19 protein-coding genes and 1 pseudogene are annotated in these 21,566 nt (G+C 69.4%); 9 read left to right on the forward strand and 11 right to left on the reverse strand.

Features of this window, described 5'->3' with window-relative positions; translation table 11 throughout:
* Nucleotides 1-244: 244 nt before the first annotated feature.
* The 3 genes and pseudogenes from ACSMFO_RS37525 to ACSMFO_RS37535 all read left to right on the forward strand — a co-directional run bounded on the left by ACSMFO_RS37525 (nt 245) and on the right by ACSMFO_RS37535 (nt 4,551).
* Nucleotides 245-1,408 carry a S8 family peptidase gene (locus ACSMFO_RS37525; RefSeq protein WP_436462222.1) on the forward strand — a complete coding sequence of 388 codons (1,164 nt, stop codon included), beginning with the start codon at nt 245-247 and terminating at the stop codon, nt 1,406-1,408.
* A complete protein-coding gene (locus ACSMFO_RS37530) occupies nt 1,408-2,955 on the forward strand; it encodes a S8 family serine peptidase (protein WP_436462223.1) in 1,548 nt (515 codons plus the stop codon). Before ACSMFO_RS37525 ends, ACSMFO_RS37530 begins: the two co-directional genes overlap by 1 nt.
* A 71-nt stretch (nt 2,956-3,026) precedes the next feature.
* Nucleotides 3,027-4,551, forward strand: a pseudogene (locus ACSMFO_RS37535) (phytoene desaturase family protein).
* 60 nt (nt 4,552-4,611) lie between these two features.
* Here ACSMFO_RS37535 and ACSMFO_RS37540 read toward each other — a convergent pair.
* The gene (locus tag ACSMFO_RS37540; RefSeq protein ID WP_436462224.1) at nt 4,612-6,063 is read right to left on the reverse strand and encodes a trypsin-like serine protease; all 1,452 of its coding nucleotides are present in this window, start codon (nt 6,061-6,063) and stop codon (nt 4,612-4,614) included.
* Between the two features lie 87 nt (nt 6,064-6,150).
* Complete coding sequence (gene yaaA, locus ACSMFO_RS37545; protein WP_436462225.1) at nt 6,151-6,906, reverse strand: peroxide stress protein YaaA; 756 nt, start codon at nt 6,904-6,906, stop codon at nt 6,151-6,153.
* Nucleotides 6,907-6,965: 59 nt separating this feature from the next.
* Here yaaA and ACSMFO_RS37550 point away from each other — a divergent pair, with 59 nt between their 5' ends.
* A complete protein-coding gene (locus ACSMFO_RS37550) occupies nt 6,966-7,934 on the forward strand; it encodes a GNAT family N-acetyltransferase (protein WP_436462226.1) in 969 nt (322 codons plus the stop codon).
* 73 nt (nt 7,935-8,007) lie between these two features.
* Nucleotides 8,008-8,943 (forward strand): hypothetical protein, encoded by a 936-nt coding sequence (locus tag ACSMFO_RS37555; protein WP_038509987.1) that lies wholly within the window; start codon nt 8,008-8,010, stop codon nt 8,941-8,943.
* A gap of 279 nt (nt 8,944-9,222) precedes the next feature.
* On the opposite strand, the gene ACSMFO_RS37560 is transcribed toward ACSMFO_RS37555, so the two are convergent.
* On the reverse strand, nt 9,223-10,128 hold the full coding sequence (locus ACSMFO_RS37560; RefSeq protein WP_436462227.1) for a 2-hydroxyacid dehydrogenase: 906 nt from the start codon (nt 10,126-10,128) through the stop codon (nt 9,223-9,225).
* Nucleotides 10,129-10,156: 28 nt separating this feature from the next.
* The gene (locus ACSMFO_RS37565) at nt 10,157-10,513 is read right to left on the reverse strand and encodes a VOC family protein (protein ID WP_038509994.1); all 357 of its coding nucleotides are present in this window, start codon (nt 10,511-10,513) and stop codon (nt 10,157-10,159) included.
* Between the two features lie 126 nt (nt 10,514-10,639).
* Here ACSMFO_RS37565 and ACSMFO_RS37570 point away from each other — a divergent pair, with 126 nt between their 5' ends.
* On the forward strand, nt 10,640-12,388 hold the full coding sequence (locus ACSMFO_RS37570) for a proline--tRNA ligase (protein ID WP_400567785.1): 1,749 nt from the start codon (nt 10,640-10,642) through the stop codon (nt 12,386-12,388).
* A gap of 162 nt (nt 12,389-12,550) precedes the next feature.
* A complete protein-coding gene (locus tag ACSMFO_RS37575; RefSeq protein ID WP_436462228.1) occupies nt 12,551-13,477 on the forward strand; it encodes a hypothetical protein in 927 nt (308 codons plus the stop codon).
* Here the strand turns inward: ACSMFO_RS37575 and ACSMFO_RS37580 are convergent.
* The 4 genes from ACSMFO_RS37580 to ACSMFO_RS37595 form a co-directional block, all read right to left on the reverse strand.
* On the reverse strand, nt 13,414-15,588 hold the full coding sequence (locus ACSMFO_RS37580) for a bifunctional lysylphosphatidylglycerol flippase/synthetase MprF (RefSeq protein ID WP_436462229.1): 2,175 nt from the start codon (nt 15,586-15,588) through the stop codon (nt 13,414-13,416). The genes ACSMFO_RS37575 and ACSMFO_RS37580 overlap by 64 nt on opposite strands.
* A 71-nt stretch (nt 15,589-15,659) precedes the next feature.
* Nucleotides 15,660-16,517 carry a hypothetical protein gene (locus ACSMFO_RS37585; RefSeq protein WP_436462230.1) on the reverse strand — a complete coding sequence of 286 codons (858 nt, stop codon included), beginning with the start codon at nt 16,515-16,517 and terminating at the stop codon, nt 15,660-15,662.
* Nucleotides 16,514-17,443 (reverse strand): hypothetical protein, encoded by a 930-nt coding sequence (locus tag ACSMFO_RS37590; protein WP_436462231.1) that lies wholly within the window; start codon nt 17,441-17,443, stop codon nt 16,514-16,516. Before ACSMFO_RS37590 ends, ACSMFO_RS37585 begins: the two co-directional genes overlap by 4 nt.
* 9 nt (nt 17,444-17,452) lie before the next feature.
* Nucleotides 17,453-18,139, reverse strand: a complete 687-nt coding sequence (locus tag ACSMFO_RS37595) for an HAD hydrolase-like protein (protein ID WP_436462246.1) — start codon at nt 18,137-18,139, stop codon at nt 17,453-17,455.
* A gap of 127 nt (nt 18,140-18,266) precedes the next feature.
* Between ACSMFO_RS37595 and ACSMFO_RS37600 the strand changes: the two genes are divergently transcribed.
* Nucleotides 18,267-19,265, forward strand: coding sequence for an ABC transporter permease (locus ACSMFO_RS37600; RefSeq protein ID WP_436462232.1), 999 nt, complete (start codon nt 18,267-18,269; stop codon nt 19,263-19,265).
* Here ACSMFO_RS37600 and ACSMFO_RS37605 read toward each other — a convergent pair.
* Genes ACSMFO_RS37605 through ACSMFO_RS37615 form a run of 3 tightly spaced genes read right to left on the reverse strand, consistent with a single transcriptional unit; the run spans nt 19,203 to nt 21,002 of the window.
* Nucleotides 19,203-19,613 carry a secondary thiamine-phosphate synthase enzyme YjbQ gene (locus tag ACSMFO_RS37605; protein ID WP_037342383.1) on the reverse strand — a complete coding sequence of 137 codons (411 nt, stop codon included), beginning with the start codon at nt 19,611-19,613 and terminating at the stop codon, nt 19,203-19,205. The two genes, ACSMFO_RS37600 and ACSMFO_RS37605, sit on opposite strands and share 63 nt — an antisense overlap.
* Nucleotides 19,614-19,618: 5 nt before the next feature.
* Nucleotides 19,619-20,428, reverse strand: coding sequence for a DUF3626 domain-containing protein (locus ACSMFO_RS37610; RefSeq protein WP_436462233.1), 810 nt, complete (start codon nt 20,426-20,428; stop codon nt 19,619-19,621).
* 10 nt (nt 20,429-20,438) lie between these two features.
* Complete coding sequence (locus ACSMFO_RS37615) at nt 20,439-21,002, reverse strand: helix-turn-helix domain-containing protein (protein WP_125737936.1); 564 nt, start codon at nt 21,000-21,002, stop codon at nt 20,439-20,441.
* 31 nt (nt 21,003-21,033) lie between these two features.
* On the opposite strand from ACSMFO_RS37615, the gene ACSMFO_RS37620 reads away from it, so the two are divergent.
* Entirely contained in the window at nt 21,034-21,564 is a 531-nt protein-coding gene (locus ACSMFO_RS37620; protein ID WP_436462234.1) for an N-acetyltransferase family protein, read from the forward strand.
* The last annotated feature ends 2 nt before the right edge of the window (nt 21,565-21,566 follow it).

Consider the following 21,566-nt stretch of genomic DNA (forward strand, 5'->3'; position numbering starts at 1 on the left):
ACACCGTTCGAGTGAACGCAGCTTAAGCGCGGTTTCGATGATCACGGAACCCGCTCGGGCGGTCACCCGACTTTCGTAGGGACGGGGGATTTCGCCATTAGATACGTAGTCCTACGGACCATTGCCTCGCTTGTTCGCGCAGGTCCCGCCACTCGAAAGTGATTCCAGCGTGACTGCACGTCACGGCGCCGGCCTGGACCTCCGCCGGCGCGAACCACCTGTTCGAGTGAACGGAGCTCAGGAAATGCGTGGAGAACTTCGACGTCACCGGATCGCGGGTGCGGTGCTGGCCGGGGCCTGTGCGGCGGCCACGGTGGCCTTCGCCGGACCGGCCACGGCCGCCGAGGGACAGATCCGCGGTGCCGGTGTGCCGGGGGCCGTCACGGACGGGTACATCGTCTCGCTCAAGAGCGGCGACGCCGGCCTCGCGGCCAAATACGGCGCCCAGGTGAAGGCGACCTACACCGCCGCGCTGAACGGCTTCTCGGCGAAGATGACCGAGGCACAGGCCAAACGCCTCGCCGCCGACCCGAACGTCGACTTCGTCCAGCAGGACGCGGTCGCGCACCTGCTCGGCACCCAGACCAACCCGACCTGGGGCCTGGACCGGATCGACCAGAAGAACCTGCCGCTGGACAAGAAGTACACCTACCCGAACACCGGTTCCGGGGCGACGGTCTACGTCCTCGACACCGGGGTCGACTACCGCCAGTCCGAATTCGGCGGCCGCGCGACCAGCGGGTACGACTTCATCGACAACGACAGCGACGCCCGCGACTGCCAGGGACACGGCACGCACGTCGCCGGCACGGTCGGCAGCGCCACCTACGGCGTGGCCAAGGGCGCCAAGATCGTCTCGGTCCGCGTGCTGAACTGCCAGGGCAGCGGCCAGTACTCGCAGATCATCTCCGGGATCGACTGGGTCGTGAAGAACGCGAAGGGCCCGTCGGTGCTCACGATGAGCCTCGGTGGCCCGGCCGACTCCGGGGTGGACTCCGCCGTGCGCCGCGCGGTCGCGGCGGGCATCACGAACACCGTGGCCTCCGGGAATTCCAACACCGACGCCTGCTCCACCAGCCCGGCCCGGGTGCGTGAGGCCATCACCGTCAACGCCACCCAGAGCGACGACCGCCGGTCCTCGTTCTCGAACTACGGCAGCTGCACCGACATCTTCGCGCCGGGCACCAGCATCACCTCCCTGCGCAATGGTGGCGGCACCCAGCAGATGAGCGGTACCTCGATGGCGACGCCGCACGTCGCCGGCGCGGCCGCGATCTACCTGACGTCGAACCCGTCGGCGACCCCCGCCGCCGTGGCCTCCGGTCTCGCGAACGCCGCCACCAACGGCGTCGTGACGAGCCCGGGCTCCGGTTCGACCAACAAGCTGCTGAACGTGGCGGGTCTCTGATGCGCCGCGGCGTGCGGGCCGGTGTGGTGGCCGTCGCGGCCACCGCGCTGGCCGCGCTCGCCGCGGGCAACGCCCTCGCCGCTCCGGCGGAAGGCGTTGTCGTGCAGGCGAAGCAGCACTACGGCGACCAGTACATCGTCGTGCTCCACGAGGTCGGCACCATGGCGGTCGAGCAGTCCTCGGCCGCGCTGACCGGCCGCTACGGCGGCGAGGTCCGGTCGGCGTACAAGAACGTGCTCCGCGGGTTCTCCGTCAAGGGCATGTCCGAGCAGCAGGCCCGGCGGCTCGCGGCCGACCCGGCGGTCAAGGCGGTCTACCAGGACGGCACCGCGCGTGCCGTCGGCACGCAGACCAACCCGACCTGGGGCCTCGACCGGGTCGACCAGAAGAACCTGCCGCTGGACAAGAGTTTCACCTACCCGAACACGGGTGAGGGCGTCACCGCGTACGACCTCGACACCGGGATCAACCCGGAGAACCCGGAGTACGAGGGGCGCGCGTCCATCGGCAAGGATTTCGTGGGCGGCAACGGGAAGGACTGCAACGGACACGGCAGTCACACCGCGGGCACCATCGGCAGCAAGACCTACGGCGTGGCCAAGAAGGTCAAGCTGGTCGGGCTGAAGGTGCTCGGCAACGACTGTTCGGGCAACGGCCCGGACTCGGCCATCGTCGACGCGGCCGAATGGTTGACCTCGAACGGCACCAAACCTGCGGTGGCGAACCTGAGCCTGCGGATGGACCAGGTCGGGCTCGGCGACGACGTCATCAAGAAGTCCATCGCGGCGGGCTTCGTCTACGTGGTGGCGGCGGGCAACGAGAACCAGAACGCCTGCAACGTCAGCCCCGCCCGCATCCCCGAGGCGATCACGGTCGGCGCCTCGGACAGCAGTGACAACAAGTCCTCGTTCTCCAACCACAGTTCGTGCGTGGACATCTTCGCCCCTGGCAGCAACATCACGTCGCTGTCCACGTCCAACGGTGGTTCGGCGAACATGAGCGGGACGTCGATGGCCACGCCGCACGTGGCCGGGGCGGCGGCGCTGTACCTCGCCGCGAATTCCGGTGCCACCGCGCAGCAGACGCGGGACGCGCTGGTGAACAACGCCTCCGACGGCGTGCTCAAGGGACTGCCGTCCGGCACGGTCAACAAGCTGCTGAACGTGTCGTTCATCGGCGGCGGTGGCCCCACCCCGACGTGCGGGGCCAAATCCAACACGACACCGGTGTCCATTCCGGACGCGGGTGACGCGGTGACCAGTTCGGTGACGCAGGAAGGCTGCGACGGCAAGGCGTCGGCGACGCTGCCGGTCAAGGTCGACATCGCGCACACCTACACCGGTGACCTGGCGATAGACCTGATCGGGCCGAGCGGTGCGGTGTTCGGCCTCAAGCAGGCGGGAGGGATCGGCGAGGCGAGCGGCGTGCACACGTCGTACACGGTGAACGCCTCGTCCGAACCGGCGAACGGGACCTGGAAACTGCGGGTCCGTGACGTCTACCGGTTCGACAGCGGGACGATCGAAGGCTTCTCCATCACCTTCTGAGTCCTTGCGAACGGCGGTGCGCCGCGGTCACGATGGCCGCGGCGCACTGTCGTTTCGCTGGGAGGTCTTGGATGGAGTCCTACGATGCCGTGATCGTCGGCGGCGGGCACAACGGCCTGGTGGCGGCGGCGTACCTGGCCAGAGCCGGCCGCTCGGTGCTGGTGCTGGAACGGCGCGACGAGGTCGGCGGGGCGGCGGTCTCCTTCCGGGCGTTCCCCGGCGTCGACGTCCGGCTGTCGCGGTACTCGTATCTGGTGAGCCTGCTGCCCCGCAAGATCATCGCGGAACTCGGGCTCGGACTCGATCTCCGCCGCCGGCGGATGTCGTCGTACACGCCGGTCGGCGACGGCGGTCTCCTTGTCGACACGGGCGACGACGGCCGGACTTCGGCGTCGTTCTCCGCGCTCACCGGGTCCACAAAGGACTTCGAGGCGTGGCAACGGTTCTACGCGATGACGTCCCAGGTCGCGAAACGGACTTTCCCCACCCTGACCGAGCCACTGGTCTCCAGGGAGGAGCTGCGCTCGGGGATCGAGCCGGAAGCGTGGGACGCGCTGTTCGAACGGCCGATCTCGGAAACGCTCACCGGGTTGTTCGGCGACGACACCGTCCGCGGCGTCGTCCTGACCGACGCGCTGATCGGCACTTTCGCCGGGGCCGGTGATTTCCGGCAGAACCTCTGCCTGCTCTACCACGTGATCGGCAACGAGACCGGCGACTGGGACGTGCCGGTGGGCGGGATGGGCGCGGTGACCGGGGCGCTCGCGTCGGCCGCGTCTTCCGCCGGGGCTCGGCTGGTGACCGGCGCCGAGGTGTTGTCGATCGACCCGGGTGGCTCAGTGCGCTATCGGCTCGGTGACGACGAGTTCGTGGTGCGTGGCGGCCACGTACTGGCGAACGTCGCGCCGCGGACGCTTGCGCGGTTGCTGGGGGGAGGAGCCGCCGGAGGCGCCGGAAGGCGCGCAGCTCAAGGTGAACATGGTGCTTTCACGGCTGCCGCGGCTGCGCGATTCGAGTGTCGATCCGCGAGAGGCGTTCGGCGGGACGTTCCATGTCAACGAGGGCTACGAGCAGCTGGCGGCGGCCTACGCCGAGGCCGCCGTGGGCCGGATCCCGTCGCTGCCGCCGTGCGAGATCTACTGCCACTCGTTGACCGATCCGTCGATCCTCGGCCCCGCCGAGCAGGCGGCCGGAGTCCAGACGCTCACGTTGTTCGGGCTGCACATGCCCGCCCGGCTCTTCGAGGGCCGCAACGATGCCGCGCGCGACGAGGCGTTGCGTGCGACTTTGTCCTCTTTGGACAGTGTGCTGGCCGAGCCGATCGAGGACTGTGTGCTGCGCGCGCCGGACGGCCGGTTGTGCGTCGAGGCGAAGACCCCACTGGATCTCGAAGCCGAACTGGGGCTGCCCGCGGGACACATCTTCCATCGGGATCTTTCGTGGCCTTATGCCGCGGACGCCGATCAGGTGTGTCGTTGGGGTGTGGAGACCGCGCATGAGCGGGTGCTGCTGTGCGGCGCCGGGGCCGTGCGGGGCGGCGGGGTCTCGGGTATTCCCGGGCACAACGCGGCCATGGCGGTGCTGGCCCGATCCTGAACGTCATGAAAGGGTCGTTCAGGACGAAATATGTCCTGAACGACCCTTTCATGACACTCGCTACTGGACGGTGAGGGTGTAGGTGGCGGTGGCGGTCTTGCCCGCCGAGTCCGTCGCGGTGACGGTCACCGGATACGTGCCCCGTTGGAAGGGCGCGACCACCTGCATGGTCGAACTGCCGCCGCTCGAGATCGTCTTCGGGTTGAAGAACGGGGCGAACGGCAGCCCTTGCCCGGACGCCGACAGCGTGATCGTGCCCGTGCCGCCGGTGGCGGAAACCGTGACGTTGCTGAAGAAGCCGGGTTGCGATGTCCCGCTGGCCGGGCTCAGGCCCACCTTGAGGTCGCCGGGCTGCGGTCCGCCTGCGCCGACGGTCAGTGTCAGGTTCGTGGTCGCGGTGTCGGTGGTGCCCTTGCCCGAGATCGTGACCGCGTAATCCTTTTCGGCCGTCCCGGCGGGAACTTCGATGCTCACCTTCGCCGACTCACCCGAGGTGATGGACGAGGGCTGGAACGTCGCCGTCGCGCCTTCCGGCAGCCCCGAAGCGCTGAGATCGACCTTCTCCGCGCCGTTCTTGCCCGGCTTGCTGGTCACCGTGGCCGAAACGTACTTGCCCGGCTCGACCTTGAGCGAGGACGGCGTCACCGCAAGTGAGAACGTCTCCGGGTTCTGCGGCTCGCCGATCTGCTGCTTGACCCAGTCGCCCATGTCGTTGTTGAGCCTGCCGTAGACGCTGTACCACTTGAAGTCGCTGCGGCTCCACGACGCGACGCCGACGATCTTGCCGTCCACCACGAGCGGTCCGCCGCTGTCGCCCGGCAGGATGGTGACGTGGCCGTCGCTGTAGCCGCTGCAGATCATCGTGGCTTCCTTGAAGCCGGCACCGACACCGTTGCAGTTGCTGCCCTGCACGATCGGCAGGGTGAACTTGTGCAGTTCGACGTTGCGGGTGTCGTCGTTGAAGTCCTTCTTGCCGTAGCCGAGCCCCAACCCGGACTTGCCCGGCTTGTTCAAGTCCGTGTCGGCCGACGTCGCGACCTTCGCGTACTGGCCGCCGGGCACCGGGATGTCGGCGTCCGTGGTGACCACCGCGACGTCGTAGCCCTGGTCGAAGTTGACGTACTTCGGGTGCTTCTCATAGCTGACGACGCCGATCCGCGTTCCGCCACCGGCGTTCAGGTCGTCGAGCCCGTAGAGGAACGACTTCTCGCCGGCCGCGTCCTTGCAGTGCGCGGCGATCAGGATCTTGCGCGGCGCGACGACCGACCCGGTGCAGGTCTGCCCCTGCGGTCGCGTCCCGCCTTCGCGCAGGCCCGCGATGATGAACGGATAGTCCGTGACCGAGGCGGGCGTGCCGCCGATGGAGTTCGTATGCGGTCCGGAGGGGACGACCGCTTGGTCCGTCGGGGTGACCGCGGGCAGGTCCGCGGCGGCCGCCGGCGCGGGCAGGAGGACCGAGAGGCAGCCGAGGGTGGCGGTGGCGATCCCCAGTAGCCGTTTTCTTCTGTTCACGGTGGTTCCTTTCCAGGTGGCTGGAAATCACTTTCCGCATCCGCGCCTGGTGGAACAACCGAGGAAGAAGCCCGTAGGGGTACGGAACTAATGCGCCCCGTCGCCGGTCAACAGCTCGATACTGTGGTCACCGGTGCGTTCGACGGCGAGGCCCGCCTTCGACAGCACTCGCATCAACTGCTCCACAGTGGACGGTTCGCTGCGGGACTTCACCAGCTCCGCGGCCAGCCGTCCCTTGTGCGCCTTGTTGAAGTGACTCACCGTGGTCCGGTTGCCCTTCGCGTCCTCGGTCACGACGCGGACGGTCACCGCGTCCGGGCGGAGCTTCGCCAGCGCCGAGTAGGGGCCGGAACGCAGGTCGACGACGAGACCGTCGATGCCCTGGAGCACCGGTTCGAGCACCGGCTTCCACACGCTGCGAACGGTCCCCAGCGCCGGGAGCGCGTTGCCGCCGGAAAGCCGGTACGCGGGGATCGGGTCGGTCGCCGCGACCACCCCGAACAATGCCGAAGCCACCGCGAGGCGCTTCTCGGCCTTCGCCAGCGTCGCCTTGGTGAAGGACTTCACGTCGAGCGCGTCGTAGAGGACCCCGGTGTAGCGGCGCAGGCCGGGCATCGTGGGCGAGGTCCACAGCTCCGCGTTGCGGGCGACCTCGTCGGTCTGCCGCGGCGTGATGCCGAGCGCGGCGACACTGGCCGGGACGTCGTCCGCCAGTTCGACCAGCGCGTCGGCCAGCTTCGCGCGGGCCGGGTTCAGTTCCGGGAACGACAGCGCGCCGAGGTCCAGCGGGCCGCCGGTGCCACCGGTGGCCTTGGTTTCGGAAGGGGGGAGCAGCACGAGCACCACGGAAGCGTAACTAAATGGAGTGCGTCACCCCGAGGCGCGGGCTTAGCCTCGTCCGCATGAGCCTGACCTGGCGCCCGCTGACCATGGACGACATGCCGCGACTGGCCGAGACCTTCGCCGAGGCGGAGCGTGCCGAGCCGATCGAGGAGCACTACAGCGCGGAGGATCTCGCCGAAGAGATCGGTACGCCGACCGTCGACCTGCCGACCGCGTCCACGAGCGCGTGGGACGGCGACACGCTGGTCGCCTACGGTCTGCTCCGCAAGCGTGACGCGGCGGATCCGGTGCACATGATGCGGGTCGAGACGCTCGTCCACCCCGCCTATCGCGACGAAGCGATCGCCGCGCACCTCACCGGGTGGTTCGAGGAAGCGGGCAAGAAGCTCCACGCGAAGTCCCATCCGGACGTACCGCTGGAACTGCACGGCGCGGCCAACACCAAGCAGCGCTGGCTCGCCGAGGTACTCGTGGGCGCCGGGTTCGGGCACGCCCGCTGGTTCGTCGACATGCGAGCCGACCTCGGCTCGATCCCGCCGGCGAAACCGCTGCCGGAAGAGTTCCCGCTCGTCGCGTACGAGGAGAAGTACGAGGCCCTCACCCTGCGGTCCCGCAACGAGACCTTCGCGGATCACTGGGGGAGCACCACGCAGTCGCCGGAAGCGTGGCGGCATCTGGTGGTCGGCGCGAAGGATTTCCAGCCGGACCTGTCGTTCCTGCTGCTGAGCCCGGAGCGGGACAGGGTGGTCGCGATGGTGCTGAGCGCGTTCTTCGCCTCCGACGAGGCCGCCACGGGCGTGAAGGAGCTGTACGTCAGCCACGTCGCGACCGACGCGAGCCTTCGCGGACGCGGGATCGCGGGCGCGCTGCTCGGGCACACCCTCGTCCAGGCCAAGGCCAAGGGTTTCCAGCGGGCCTCGCTCAACGTCGACCAGGACAACAGTCACCGTGCTCTCGGGGTTTACGAGCGTGTCGGGTTCAGCGAGTTCCAGCGCTGGGCCGGGTATGTGAAACCTGTTCCGACCTGACCGGTTGTCACCCGAAAGGGTGGATTTCGGTACAGTCGATCTTCTCGGAGAGATCGCTGGGGGTGGTAGGGCGTTGCCGGTTTCCGCACGCCTCGGCTGGCACGACCTCCCCTCGGCGACGCGTGACGCCGTCGAGCGTGAGCTCGGGTCGATGGTCCGTCGTTCGTTGTGGCAGACCCCGGAATTCGACGGCGGTGTCTCGGCGCGGCTCGAACTCGAACGCGGTCATCGCTGGGTCTTCCTGAAGGCGATCCCGGCGGGCAGCCCGCGCGCGGGCGGCTACCGGACGGAGGCCGCCATCGCGCGACGGCTTCCCCCGGAGGCGCCCACGCCGAAGCTGTTGTCCTTTGTGGACGGTGAATGGCTGGTGCTCGCGTTCGCCGACTTCGACGGCACCAGGCCGAACCTGCGCCCGGGATCGCCGGACCTCTCGGCGGTACTGGCCACCTTCGGCGCGCTCGGGCGCACGCTCACGCCGTGCCCGCTGCCCGACGTGCCGGACGCGCTCGACGATCTCGGCCCGCTCCTGCGCGGCTGGCACGAACTCGCGAAGGAGCGCCCCGACGATCTCGACGCGTGGGCCGTCCGCAATCTCGACCGGCTCGTCCAGCTGGAGACGTCGTGGCATCCCTGGTCGGCCGGGGACACGTTGCTGCACAACGACATCCAGCCCGAATACCTGGTGCGGACCGGGCCGGGCCGGGTGCTCGTCACCAACTGGCGCTACCCGGCGAGGGGCGCGGGCTGGCTCGATCTGGTCGCGCTCGTCCCGTACCTGCTCGACGCCGGGCACGAACCCGCCGACGTCGACCGGCTGCTCCGGCGCCGCCCCGTGCTGGCCGGCGTCCCGGTCTGGGCGGTCACCGCTTTCGGTGTCGCACTGGCCGGGCATGCCGAACGCGCTTGCCGGTTACCGGAACCGCCCGCGACGACAGGGGTGCGCGCGGCGCAACGCCGCCTCGCGGGGGCGATGCGGGAGTGGCTCGCTTACCGGACCCACTGGCAGTAGCCGCCCGGCTCGTGAGTGGTGAGGACGGTTCTAACCGTCCTTACCGCTCACGAGAGGTGGCGCGGTCGTCAGCTGGGCTGAAGGGAGCTTTCGCTGCGTCCGATGCGGTGAAAGGCCCCTTCGCGTCTTGTTGGTGGCGCTCTGTTCGCCTTACCGCCCCAGATTTGGCGAGGCATCGGGGCACCGATCACGTTGCGAAAGCCGCTTTCGCAACCTTCAACGTTGCGAAAGTGGCTTTCGCAACGCCTCGGGCGCGGGTGGCGGCACCGCGGGGCGGAACTAGCCACTCACGAGATTGAGTGGCTCGTCCCCGGCGACGTACCGACGCAACTGTTCGGCGACCAGCCGTTTCGCGCGCGGGTAGAACGACGCCGACCCGCCCGCGATATGCGGCGTGATGATCACGCCCGGCGAACTCCACAGCGGATGCCCGGCGGGCAGCGGTTCCGGATCGACGACGTCGAGCGCGGCGCGCAACCGCCCGGAGACGGTCTCGGCCGTGAGCGCTGAGGTGTCGATCGCCGAGCCGCGCCCGACGTTCACCACCAGGGCGTCGTCCGGCAGCGCGGCGAGCTCCGCGGCGCCGAACAGGCCCATGGTCGAGGGCGTTTCGGGCAGGATCAGGACCACGATGTCGGCGGACGGCAGCAGCTCGGCCAGTTCGCCGACGCCGTGCACCCGCTCCGCGGGCCGGGCCGTGCTCGCCACCCTGGTCACGATCGCCTCGGCCGCGATCAGCTGTCGCTCGATGGCCTGGCCGATCGAGCCGTACCCGACCAGCAGCACCCGGCTGTCGGCGAGCGAGCGCGTGTGTTCGCGCTCCCACGACGCCGTCGCCTGCTGCGCGAACCACCGCGGCAGATCCCGCTGCGAAGCGTGGATCAGCGCCAGCGCGTGCTCGGCCACGCTGAGGTCGTGCAGGCCGCGGCCGTTGGCCAGCTTCACTCCCGCCGGCACCAGCGGGATCAGCTTCTCCACCCCGGCCGACAACGACTGCACGAGCTTCAGTGAAGGAAGCCGGTCGATCAGCTTCATCGGCTCGGCGCCGGTGTCGTACGGCAGCACGTAGACCTCGACGTCATCCAGGCCCGCGTCCGGCAGCGGGCCCATGCCGTCGTAGAGCCGCGCGCTCAGTCCTTCGGGCAGCTCGATGTCGGACCAGGGCAGGATGGCTCGCTCCGTCATGCCGCCATTCTGACCATCGCGACCGGCGTCAGCCCTCGTGGGTCGCGACGCAGAATTCGTTGCCGACGGGATCGGCCAGCACCGTCCAGGCGAAACCCGGCATCTCGTGCTCGTCCAGCTTCTTCGCGCCCAGTCCGATCAGACGCTCCACCTCCTTCTCCATGTCTTCGGTCCCGAAGTCCACGTGGACCCGGTTCTTGCCCACCCGCTCCTCCGGCACGCGCTGGAACGCGAACACCGGCCCGTTCTCCTTCTTGGCGTGCAGGATCAGGAACTCGCCGCCGTGGTCCTGATCCACTTCGACCTCCAGCGCCTTCGTCCAGAACGCCGCGAGCCCGCGCGGATCCGCGCAGTCGATCGTGATCATGCCCAGTTCGATACCCATGGCGGCACGCTAGCGGCGCCCACCGACAAAACCGGGCGCCCGCGATAACCGGTTGAACCGGCCCGGGGCGGGGTGACTACGCTGCGCAGAACGTCTAAGCACGTAATTCCAGCGAGGAGCCCAGAAGTGATCACCAGGATGTCGTCGTTGTTCCTTCGCACCCTGCGTGAGGATCCGGCGGACGCCGAGGTACCGAGCCACCGGCTCCTGGTACGCGCCGGCTACGTCCGCCGGGTGGCCCCGGGTGGCTATTCCTGGCTGCCGCTGGGCCTGCGGGTGCTGCGCCGGATCGAGAACGTCGTCCGCGACGAGATGAACGCGATCGGCGCGCAGGAGATCCAGTTCCCCGCGCTGCTGCCGAAGGAGCCTTACGAGGCCACCGGCCGGTGGACCGAGTACGGCGACGCCCTGTTCCGCCTCAAGGACCGCAAGGGCGCGGACTACCTCCTCGGCCCGACGCACGAAGAGCTCTTCGCGCTCACCGTGAAGGGTGAATACAACTCGTACAAGGACTACCCGGTCGTCCTGTACCAAATCCAGACGAAGTACCGCGACGAAGCGCGCCCCCGCGCCGGAATCCTGCGCGGCCGCGAGTTCGTCATGAAGGACTCCTACTCCTTCGACCTCGACGACGAGGGTCTGAGCAAGTCGTACGAGCTGCACCGCCAGGCCTACACCAAGCTGTTCGACCGCCTTGGCATCGAGTACGTCGTCGTGAAGGCGACCTCCGGCGCGATGGGCGGCTCGGCCTCAGAGGAGTTCCTCGCCGTCGCCGAGACGGGTGAGGACACCTACGTCCGCAGCACCGAATCGGGTTACGCGGCCAACGTCGAAGCGGTCACCACGCCCGCTCCCGAGGCGAAGCCGATCGAGGGCCTGCCCGAGGCGAAGGTCCACCACACGCCGGACACCCCGACCATCGAGTCCCTGGTCACGTTCCTGAACAACGCCGACCTCGGCCGCACCTTCACCGCCGCGGACACGCTCAAGAACGTCCTGGTGAAGACCCGCCAGCCGGGCGCGAAGGAGTGGGAGCTGCTGGCCATCGGCCTCCCCGGCGACCGCGAGGTCGACACGAAGCGTCTCGAAGCGTCGCTGGAGCCCGCCGAGTTCGAACTGCTCGAAGAGGCCGACTTCGCGAAGAACCCCTTCCTCGTCAAGGGCTACATCGGCCCGAAGGCGTTGAAGGACAACGGAGTCCGCTACCTGCTCGACCCGCGCGTCGTCGACGGCACCGCCTGGGTCACCGGCGCCGACGAGCGCGACCACCACGTGGTCGACCTGGTCGCGGGCCGCGACTTCACCGGTGACGGCACGATCGAGGCCGCCGAGGTCCGCGAGGGCGACGCGTCGCCCGACGGCAAGGGCACCCTGGTCGCCGCGCGCGGTATCGAGATCGGGCACATCTTCCAGCTGGGCCGCAAGTACGCGGACGCGTTCGAACTCGACGCGCTGGGCCCGGACTCCAAGCCCATCCGCATCACCATGGGTTCGTACGGCGTCGGCGTCTCGCGGCTGGTCGGCGTGCTCGCCGAGCAGAACCACGACGACCTCGGCATCGTCTGGCCGCGCGAGGTGTCGCCGTTCGACGTGCACGTCGTCATCGCGGGCAAGGACGAGACGGTCGCCGCGGGCGCCGAGAAGCTCGCCGCCGAACTGGACGCCGCCGGGATCGAGGTCGTCCTCGACGACCGCAAGGCCACCCCGGGCGTGAAGTTCGCGGACGCCGAACTCGTCGGTGTGCCGACGATCCTCGTCGTCGGGCGTGGCCTGGCGAACGGTGTCGTCGAGGTCAAGGACCGCCGCACCGGCGACCGCGAGGAGATCGCCGTCGACGCGGTCGTCGAGCATCTGGTCAAGCTCGTCCGTTCGTAGCGTCTACCGTCGGGACTTCGGCACGTATCTCGGCGGCCCAGCTTCCTGTCGGCTGCGTCGCCGGTTCGCCCGAGTACGACCCGGTACGAGGACGAACCGGCGCCTTGCCGGCAGAAACCTGGATCCACCGATATACGCACCGAAGTCCCGACGGAGGACGCTGTGTTCGGCAAGAAGCGCGGGGATTCCCCGGGCTACGAGGACAACGCGGCGCTGGACGGGTTCGGGGGCTATCAGCCCTCGGACTCGTCCGGCTACACGCCCGCTCCCGAGACCCCGACGCCGGAGCCGGAGCCGGAGAAGCCCGCGAAGCAGCCGATGTCGCGGAGCGGGCGAAGGGCCATGTACGGCTTCTTCGCGACGCTCGGCGTCATCGCGGTCGCCGCGCTCGCGAACAACGGTGACAGGTCGTCGGAGAGCAGCGCGCCCACGCCCCGGGCTCCGATCGTCTATACGCCTTCGCCTCGGGTCGTCGCGCCGGCGGTGACCGAAGGCTGGCAGTCGGTGGCCGGGAAGGACGGCGTCTACGCCTACGACGTCCCGCCGAACTGGACCCCGAAACCCGGCACGATCCACGGCTGGGAGAAGGGCACCCAGGTCCCGGGCATCACCATGGTCGCCAGCGCCTTCGTCGGGGAAGGCTATTGCCCGCAAGAGAAGCGAAGCAGGCTCGGCGGCAGCGGGGTGGCGAACATCAAGCTCGCCGATGCCGCCGCCGCGGCGAAGAAGGCGGTCGACGACCTCGCCGTCAGCGCTTACAACCCCGAAAACGGCCCGCTGACGGCCAAGATCACCGCGGAACCGCCCCAGACCACCGAGTTCACGCTCGGTACCGGCAAGAAGGTCCCCGCGAGCATCGTCCTCGCGGAGGTCGTCACCCCGCCGGGAGCGTGCGGCGCGCATCGCGCCTTGGTCGGCGTGATCGCTCCCCAGCTGGGCGAAGCCTCGGCGGCCCTGGCCGTCTATTCGGGCCAGGACGCGCCGGGCGGAGCGGATCGCGAGCTGATCCTGAAGATCCTCAAGACCTACCGCGGTGTCCCGGAAGCCGACCGCAAGACCATCACGCCGCCTCCTTCCACACTGCGCTGAGGCTTCTTGCCCGACCGCGCGAGCTTCGCCAGCCGCAGCAGCCCGGTGTTCGGCAGGTAGGCCCGGCCGAGCGCGATCCCGATCCGCGGCAGATCCGCCTCGTCGCGGAACGCGAGGTACAGCGGCACGTGACGCGGCTGGAACTTCGCCTTGAACGCGTGCAGCGAACGGAAACCGTAGAACGGCTCCATCATCGTGCCGAGCGCGTCGAGCACCCGCTCGACGGCGTGCGCGGGTTCGCCCGAGCTCGCCAGGGGAGCGCCGGACAGCGAAACGAACTTCGCGCCTTCTTCGCGGAAGGCCAGGCAAGACGACGCGATCAGGAACTCCATCGACGGACGGAACCCGTCGGCGCGTTTGCGCATGACGTCGAGCGTCCAGCCGCCGATCGCGCCCGCGCCGGTGTACACCGGCAGCCACGACGTCACGCCGTGGACCACGCCGTCGGCGTCCACCGCGAGCCCCACGCGGGTCTCGGGATCCATCGCCTCGTCGACACCGCCGAGGGTGAAGCCCATTTCCGGCATGCCCTTGTCGCCGATCCACTCCTCGGAGATCGCGCGGACCTGCGAGATCACCGCGCGCGGCTGGTCGGCGAGCCGGACGAGCCGGAACTCGATGCCGTCCTTCTTGGCGCGGTTGAGCGCGGTCCGCACGTCCTGCCAGCGCTTGCCGCGGAATTCCAGCGTGTCCAGTTCGATCAGGGTGTCCTCGGCGACCTGGACCTGCTTCCAGCCGAGTTCCCCGGTTTTGGCGATGGTGTCGCCGGTGGCGGAGAAGAGGCACGGCACGAGGCCGGTGTTCTCGCACATCGTGATGAACTCGGCGATCGTCCGGTCGGCGGCGCCGTCCGGGGCGATCGGGTCGCCGAGGGCGATGGCCACCCCGGCGTGGCGCCGGTAGGCGAGGTAGGACTTGCCGTCCGCGGCCACGAAGTACGAGTTCTGCGGCCAGGTCGTCATCCACGAAAGCGTGCTTCCGCCGTGACGGCTGAGCAGGGTGCGGGCCAGCGCGGGGTTGCCCATCCGGCCGAGACGGCGGCGCTTCCGCCGCGACGGCACGCGGAAAGCGCCGCGCGAGGAGACCAGCAGCGCGAATTCGACCGTCCACAGCAGGTTGTCCACGAAGAACAGCGGCGGATCCATCAGGTCGGCGTCCTCGCCGAAGATCTCCGCGAGCGTGAGCACCCCGCCGTAGACCATCACCTGCAGGATGACGAACGAGGTCAGGATCATCGCGCACCACCAGGCGACCTGGCTGCCCTTGCGCAGGCCGTTCATGATCGGCACCACGATCAGGCACAGGACGACGACTTCCCAGGTGGACAGCGAAAGCTCTTCGGACGAACCGAAGGGACCGTTGCCCGGTACGAAGGACATCACCAGTTCGGCGACCGTCAGGACCAGCAGGCCGGCCATCACGTAGAACCGCCACTCGCGCAGGCTCGGTCGCCGTTCGCGCGAGGATTCCTTGGCACCGACGAACTTCCGCCCGAACGGCAGCGCGAGGACGAGGGCGAAGAAGTGCACGAGATCGGCGAGTGTGCCGACGAAGATGATGGCGACCCCGGCGTAGACGCAGAGCCCGGCGCGCAGGCGCAGCCGCCACGGCGGGCGCAGGGTGGCGCTGGCGACCGCGACCGCGGCGAGCGCGCCGCCGGAGAATCCGACGTCGAGGCTGCCCGCGACGCGTTCCGCCCATTCCCAGCCGGAGTTGCGGCTCAGTGCCAGGAACTGGACCGCGACCAGCACGCTGACGAACTGGCCGCCGATGGCGACGGCCATCGCCCGGCGCGTGCCGAGCCGCCATTCCGCGAATCCGGCGAACAACGCGAAGCTGAGCACCATCGGCAGGTAGTACAGCGGGACGACCGCGAACAGCGGTCCGGTGAACAAGGTCCACCACCGGCCTGCTTCGAGCGACGGCAGCCCATACGCGATGTACGGATACACCGCGCGGTCCTCGGCGGCCGACCAGAGCGCGCCCGTGGCCAAGGCGAGCGCGAGCATGGTCAGCGTGACGAGGCTGGTGAAAGGCAGCCGGTGCCTCAGCACCGTGGCGATCTTGTGCGTCCGGCCCGGCGCGGCCGTCCCGCTTCCCCCTTTTGGCATGGAACTCAAATTAAGGGCGGGAGGTGCCCGGACACATCCGGCACGGGACCCATATTTCCCTTAGGGGAGTGCTACTCGCGACGGATGCTCTCACCCATCTTGAGGACGACGCCGCCGGCTATCGCACCGGGGATCCCCTGGTCCGCCAGTACCAGGAGGACGTGGTAGCGGCCCGATCCGGGCAGTGCTCGCAGCGGAAGGGCGATCGCGGTGATCGCGACGGAGGGCGCCGGGCACGGTCCGTCCGGGGCGGGGACGACGGTGGTGGTCACGGCGGTGGCGGTCGTCCCGCCGTCCAGGACGGGCACCGGCCCGGCCTTGCCGATCTCCGGCTTCGGGCCGTGTCCGTACGCCGCTTCGGCCCAGCGGATCGTCGATTCCTCGGCCGCCTGGGCGAGTCCGCCGACCTCGCCCTCGTCGATGGTGGTGAACCCCGCCATCGCGCGGGCCGAGAGATCGGAGCCGGGGCAGAAGGCACGCCGGTAGCGCGCGACACCCTGCAGGGTGACGAGGTCACCGGACGGGGTCTCGTAGCCGATGGCGACGTCGGGCTCTTCGAGTTTCCAGTCCGGCGGGACGTCGTAGACGAGCGGGTGATCGTCGGACAGCACCGGTTGCCAGCCCGCGATCACGGGCTCGATGCGGGTGGCGGGCACCGGATCGGGCAGGACGAGATCGTGGGCGGACGGCGGTGGAGGTGTGGTCTTGGCCTGATAGGTGGCCGTCGTGCCGACGGCGAGGACGAGGATCAGCCCCAGGATCCCCAGCGTCGGCCTGAGGCGCGGGCGGCGGCGCGAGGGAACGGTGTCCCGGACGACCGGGAGCGGCCTCGTCTGCTCGGCTTCGGTTTCGGTTTCGAGCGGTTGCCCGGTGAGCGGATCGACGAACCACTGCCGAGGTTCGTCGATGCGCCCACCGGGGCCGGTCATTGCTGAGGCCTCAGACTCGCGAGGATCTTCTGGGCGTCCGCCTCGGTCAGCGCGTCCGGGGTGCCCTGGTCCATGGCCATGACGAAGCAGATGGTCTGGTCGCCCGATTTGAACGCGGCCGAGGTGACCTTCACGCTCGGGGCGCGGCATTCCTCGGTTTCGGCCGGGGTGAACGTCCCGGTCGAGCTGACCGCCTGGATCGAGCCGCCCGCGATCGCCACCTGCGTGATGTCGGGCAGCGGGACGTCGGGCTTGCCGGTGGCGGCCTGGGTCCAGAGCCGGACGGCGCCACGGGCGGCGTTCTCGACCGGGATCTGGTCCGCGGTGGCGAAGCCGACGACACCGCGGTTCGAACCGCGGACCTCCGGGCAGGCGCCGAGTTTGTACGTCGACGCCTCGTGGATGACCATCTTGAATTCGCCCTCGTTGTAGCCGACGATCTGGCCCGGCTCGGTCTCCCAGCCCGACGCGGGCAGGTCGTAGGCGGCTTTGTCCTTGACCGACAGGATCCCCTGCCAGCCGGGCGTCGTCGAGGGCACTTTGTTGTCCTTCGGGGCACCGCTGCTCGAAGACGGCGGTTTCGTCGCCGAGGACGAAGGCGGCGGCGCGGGCGCGGAGGAGGACGGCGGTGCCGCCTGAGGCTGCGGCTCGTCGCCGTCGCGCAGGACGAAGAAGAGTGTGGCACCGACGGCGACGACCAGCACGAGCGCGCCGAGGCCGATCCACAGGCCCTTCTTGCCGCCCTTCGGTGGCTCCGGCGCGAAACCCTGGTACGACTGCTGCGGGAACTGCTGGAAGCCCTGCTGCTGGTAACCCTGGTACTGCTGCTGGGGATCCTGCGGATATCCCTGTTGCGGGGGGTACTGCTGATAGGGCTGCTGCGGTTGCTGCTCCGGCCAGCCGTTGCCGCCGCCTGGGTATGCCATGGACCGAGCTTAGTTGGCGCCCCCGAGCACGGCCGCACGTACCGCTACCAGGTCGGACAGGTCGCCGAGCACGGTGTGCGCACCCGCGTCGGCCAGTTCCTCCGCGCTGAACTGCCCGGTCGCCACGGCCACCGCGACGGCGCCGTTGTCGAGCGCGGCACGGACGTCGTCCGGGGTGTCGCCGATGACGACGACCGACTCGGGCGCGAACTCGGTGCCGTGTTTCGCCGAAGCGTGGCCGACGGCGGCCGGCACCAGATCGGGCCGGTGAGCCGAAAGCGAGCCGTAGCCGCCGATCTCGAAGTCGACGTGCTCGTGCAGATCGAACGCGGTCAGCTTGTGCACCGAGATCTCCGGCAGGTTCCCGGTGACCAGTGTCTGGACGACGCCGCCGTGCGTGGCGAAGGCGTACAGCGCGTCTTTGGCGCCGGGGAGCGCCCGGCCGCTCGAAGACAGGGTCGGGGCGTGGCTTTCGGAGACCGCGATCAGCGCGAGCCAGAGCTTGCGCACGTTCTCCTCGGTGGGCTCGACGCCGTGCGACGTCAGGATGTCCGCGCTGATGGCGCGTTCGGTGCGGCCGCCGAAATTCGGCAAGGCCCGCAGTTCGACGCCGGCGACCTCGGCGAGCGCGGTCGTGTACCAGGTGGCGCCCACGCCGCGCAGGTCCACGAGGGTCTGGTCGATGTCCCACAGCACGAGCCGATGCGGAGTAGTCACGCGATCGACGGTACCGGTGAGCTTATTCAACGTCTGTTGACTTCTCGGCGGCCGAGGCCTACCTTGGCAGCTAATTCAACAAGTGACGAATAAATGGAGGACGGTCATGTCGAACCGTCGCCCCGCCGGGGCCTTCGCCTTACTAGCCGCGGTGGCCGGTGCGCTGGTCGCCGCCGTACTCGGCTTTCTCACCTTCGGCGCGCAGGCGACCGTCGCGCCCGACGGTCTGCCTCTCGCCGTGGCAGCGCCTCCGGGGCCGCTCCAAGCGGCCGCGAACGGGATCGCCTCCCATGGCGGAGGGCAGGTCTCGTGGCGGGTGACCTCACCCGAGGAAGGCCGGAAACTGCTGACGGACAAGGAGGTCTACGGCGTTCTCGAACTTCCGTCGACGGTCGTGCTCTCCGGGGCGGTGAACCCGTCCGGGACGCAGATCGCGCAGCAGGCGCTGACGGGCGCCGCGCAGGCGCGCGGCGGGACGCCGAAGATCGAAACACTGCATCCGGCGAGCGCGGCGGGCCGGGTCGCCCCGCTCGCGCTGAGCGCGCTGGCGTGGGTCGGCTGCCTGATCGCGGGCGCCGTGCTGGTCCTGGCCGGACGGCGGATCGGCCGGGACGCGGGAGCCGCCGCGCGCCTCACCCAGATCGTTTCGGCGGGGTTGCTGGTCACCGGTGTGCTGGCCGGTTTCCTGAAACTGTGGGACTCCGCGCTCCCGCTCGGCTGGGACGTCCTCGGCTTCCTTTTCCTGGCCGCCACCGGATTCGCCGCCCTGCAGACCGGGCTGCTGAGGCTGCTGGGCGTGCGGGCGATGGCGATCCTGGGCCCGCTGTACCTGGTCGCGCCCGCCGTCGCGGGTCAGGTGCCGGAGCTGCTGAACCCCGCGTATCGCGCCGTGCTGTGGTCCTGGACGCCGTTCCGGTTCTCGGCGGAAGGGCTCCGGAGCCTCTTGCAGGGCGTGCCCGGCGCGCCGGACGTCGCGACCGGGGTGTGGGTGCTCGCCGGACTGCTCGTGGTGGGACTGGTGCTCGCGCTGTGGCCGGGCCGGTCAGCCCTCCAGCAGACTGAAGCGGACGCGCCGGACCGGGTTGTCGAGGTTGGTGTCCACTAGGCAGACCGACTGCCAGGTGCCCAGCGTCATCACCCCGCCGATCACGGGGATCGTCGCGAACGGCGGCAGCAGTGCGGGCAGGACGTGGTCACGGCCGTGACCGGGACTGCCGTGCTGGTGCCGCCAGCGGCCGTCGCGGGGGAGTAGTTCGTCGAGCGCCGTGAGCAGGTCTTCGTCGCTGCCGGCGCCGGTCTCGAGGATCGCCAGCCCGGACGTCGCGTGCGGGACGAAGACGTGCAGGATCCCGTCCTCGGCGTCCGCGTCGCGCAGGAAGGCCTCGGCGTCCTTGGTCAGGTCGTGCACCACGGCCACGCTGCCGGTGCGCACCTCGATCTCCGTGGAGTACATGCTCTTCACGGTAGTGCCCCGAAGCGCGCGACGTAGTGCCAGACGCGTTTGAGGGCTTGCGGGTCGAGGTGCCGGGCTTCGCCGAGGACGTGCGGATCGAGGTGGCCGTCTTCGGCCAGCGCCAGGCCGAGTTCGACGAATTCGGTGCCGCGGTACGCCGGATGCCGTTGGAGTTCTTCGGTGGACAGGCGGAAACCCGGATGCCATTCGACCGGGCAGCCGAGCCGTGAAGCGGCCTTTTCGACGTCCGTGCCGCGGTGACTCGGGTCGAGAACCAGGGCTTCGACGTCCTTCGCGAGGTCGACCGGGCCGTGGACGTGCGCCTCGATGTAGTCGTCGAGAAGGTCGGCGTAGTCTCGGGCCGCCAGCTCGATCAGTGCGGAAACCCTGGTGCCGCAGCCGAAATCCGCCGGATTCAGGACGCTGTCCGGATAGCAGAACGTCGTCCTGCCGAGGGTGTGCGCGGCCATGCGGAAATGGGCGGAGCCGAATCTCGGCGCGCCGCCGGCCGGGCGACGGCGGAAGTTCAGCGCGCCGTACTTCGGCCGTTCGGCCGCGGGCGCGTCGTCGTAGGCGCCGCCGAACATCCGGCTTTCCCAGTGCCAGCGGTCTCCGCCGGGCCGCGCGGTCAGCCCTCCGTTGCTCGTCCCCGTTTCGAACTGGTTGCGGTAGAACCCGTCTTCGGCCATCGCTTCGAGCAGCGGGCGTCCGTCCACTGTGGATCTATCGGGGTGGAAGTGCAGTGTCACCGGCAAGCCGGCTTCGTGCCCGCCGCGTGCTTTCGCCGCGACGTAGGCGAGGGCCCGGGACTGCATCGTCCGAGTATCAGGCGTGCCGCCGGGCGAGCGCGACCAGATATCGGACCGGCTCCCCGGTCGGGTTGACGTAGGCGCAGGGCTGCGGGGTGCCGAGCTGCAGGCAATCGCCCGCGTCGAGTTCGTGCTCGACGTCGCCCTCGCGGAACCGCAGATGCCCGTCGAGCACCCAGATCTGGTGATGGGTCAGCACGTAGGTGTGGGCGGGGAAGGCGACTTCGGCGCCCGCGGGCAGCACGACCTCGACCAGCTCCAGCGGCCCGCCCAGTGAAGGCGAGACCGCTCGGCGCACGTACCCGGTGTCGGGGTCGGTCCAGGTCGGCTGGTCGGCGGCGCGCACGAGCCGCCGGTCACCGTGCTCGGCGCGCGCGATCAGCTCGGACAACGTCATGCCGAGCGCGGCGGAAAGCCTGCTGAGCAGGACCGCCGTCGGCTGCGCCTCGCCCCGTTCGATCTTGCCGATCATCGCCCTGGACACGCCCGACGACTCGGCGAGGGCGTTGGCCGAAAGGTTCTGATCGAGCCTCGCGGCCTGGAGCGTCGCGGCGAGCGACGCGGACAAGGGATCCGACATGCTGCTCACTATAGTGGCAGCCTCGGTTACTATGGTCGCCATGGTGATCAGGGAAGCGACGGAAGCCGACGCGACGGCGTGCGCGGAGATCTACGCGCCGTATGTCACCGATACGGTGATCTCGTTCGAAACCGAGCCGCCCAAACCGGACGAGATGGCCGAACGTATCGCCAAGGCGCAGCGAGCACACGCCTGGCTCGTGCTCGAAGACGACGAAGGTCGCGTCGTCGGCTACGCCTACGGAGGCCCCTTCAGCGGCCGACCGTCGTATCGCTGGTCTTGCGAGGTCAGTATCTATCTGGAGCTGGGCCGCCGGAGGACCGGCGGCGGGCGCGCGCTCTATCAGGCGCTGCTGGACGAGCTGGCGTCGCGCGGTTTCCGGAACTTCTGCGCGGGGATGGTACTGCCGAACGACGCGAGCGCCGGGCTGCACCGCGCGCTCGGCTTCGAGCCGGTGGGGACGTACCGGCGCATCGGGTACAAGCACGGGGCTTGGCGGGATGTCGCCTGGGTGCAGCTTTGCCTTCCTGAGCTGGACGGGGTTCCGGTGGAGCCGCGGTAGGC

Source organism: Amycolatopsis sp. w19 (genome assembly GCF_051373225.1).
Lineage (GTDB): Bacteria > Actinomycetota > Actinomycetes > Mycobacteriales > Pseudonocardiaceae > Amycolatopsis > Amycolatopsis japonica.

Bases quoted from the DNA above. Each gene is read 5' to 3' on its own strand.
- ACSMFO_RS37560 (WP_436462227.1), bottom strand. From the start codon at position 10,128: ATGACGGAGCGAGCCATCCTGCCCTGGTCCGACATCGAGCTGCCCGAA.
- ACSMFO_RS37620 (WP_436462234.1), top strand. From the start codon at position 21,034: ATGGTCGCCATGGTGATCAGGGAAGCGACGGAAGCCGACGCGACGGCG.
- ACSMFO_RS37605 (WP_037342383.1), bottom strand. From the start codon at position 19,613: ATGTACTCCACGGAGATCGAGGTGCGCACCGGCAGCGTGGCCGTGGTG.
- ACSMFO_RS37565 (WP_038509994.1), bottom strand. From the start codon at position 10,513: ATGGGTATCGAACTGGGCATGATCACGATCGACTGCGCGGATCCGCGC.
- ACSMFO_RS37580 (WP_436462229.1), bottom strand. From the start codon at position 15,588: ATGCCAAAAGGGGGAAGCGGGACGGCCGCGCCGGGCCGGACGCACAAG.
- ACSMFO_RS37600 (WP_436462232.1), top strand. From the start codon at position 18,267: ATGTCGAACCGTCGCCCCGCCGGGGCCTTCGCCTTACTAGCCGCGGTG.
- ACSMFO_RS37530 (WP_436462223.1), top strand. From the start codon at position 1,408: ATGCGCCGCGGCGTGCGGGCCGGTGTGGTGGCCGTCGCGGCCACCGCG.
- ACSMFO_RS37610 (WP_436462233.1), bottom strand. From the start codon at position 20,428: ATGCAGTCCCGGGCCCTCGCCTACGTCGCGGCGAAAGCACGCGGCGGG.
- ACSMFO_RS37525 (WP_436462222.1), top strand. From the start codon at position 245: ATGCGTGGAGAACTTCGACGTCACCGGATCGCGGGTGCGGTGCTGGCC.
- ACSMFO_RS37550 (WP_436462226.1), top strand. From the start codon at position 6,966: ATGAGCCTGACCTGGCGCCCGCTGACCATGGACGACATGCCGCGACTG.
- ACSMFO_RS37585 (WP_436462230.1), bottom strand. From the start codon at position 16,517: ATGACCGGCCCCGGTGGGCGCATCGACGAACCTCGGCAGTGGTTCGTC.
- ACSMFO_RS37590 (WP_436462231.1), bottom strand. From the start codon at position 17,443: ATGGCATACCCAGGCGGCGGCAACGGCTGGCCGGAGCAGCAACCGCAG.
- ACSMFO_RS37615 (WP_125737936.1), bottom strand. From the start codon at position 21,002: ATGTCGGATCCCTTGTCCGCGTCGCTCGCCGCGACGCTCCAGGCCGCG.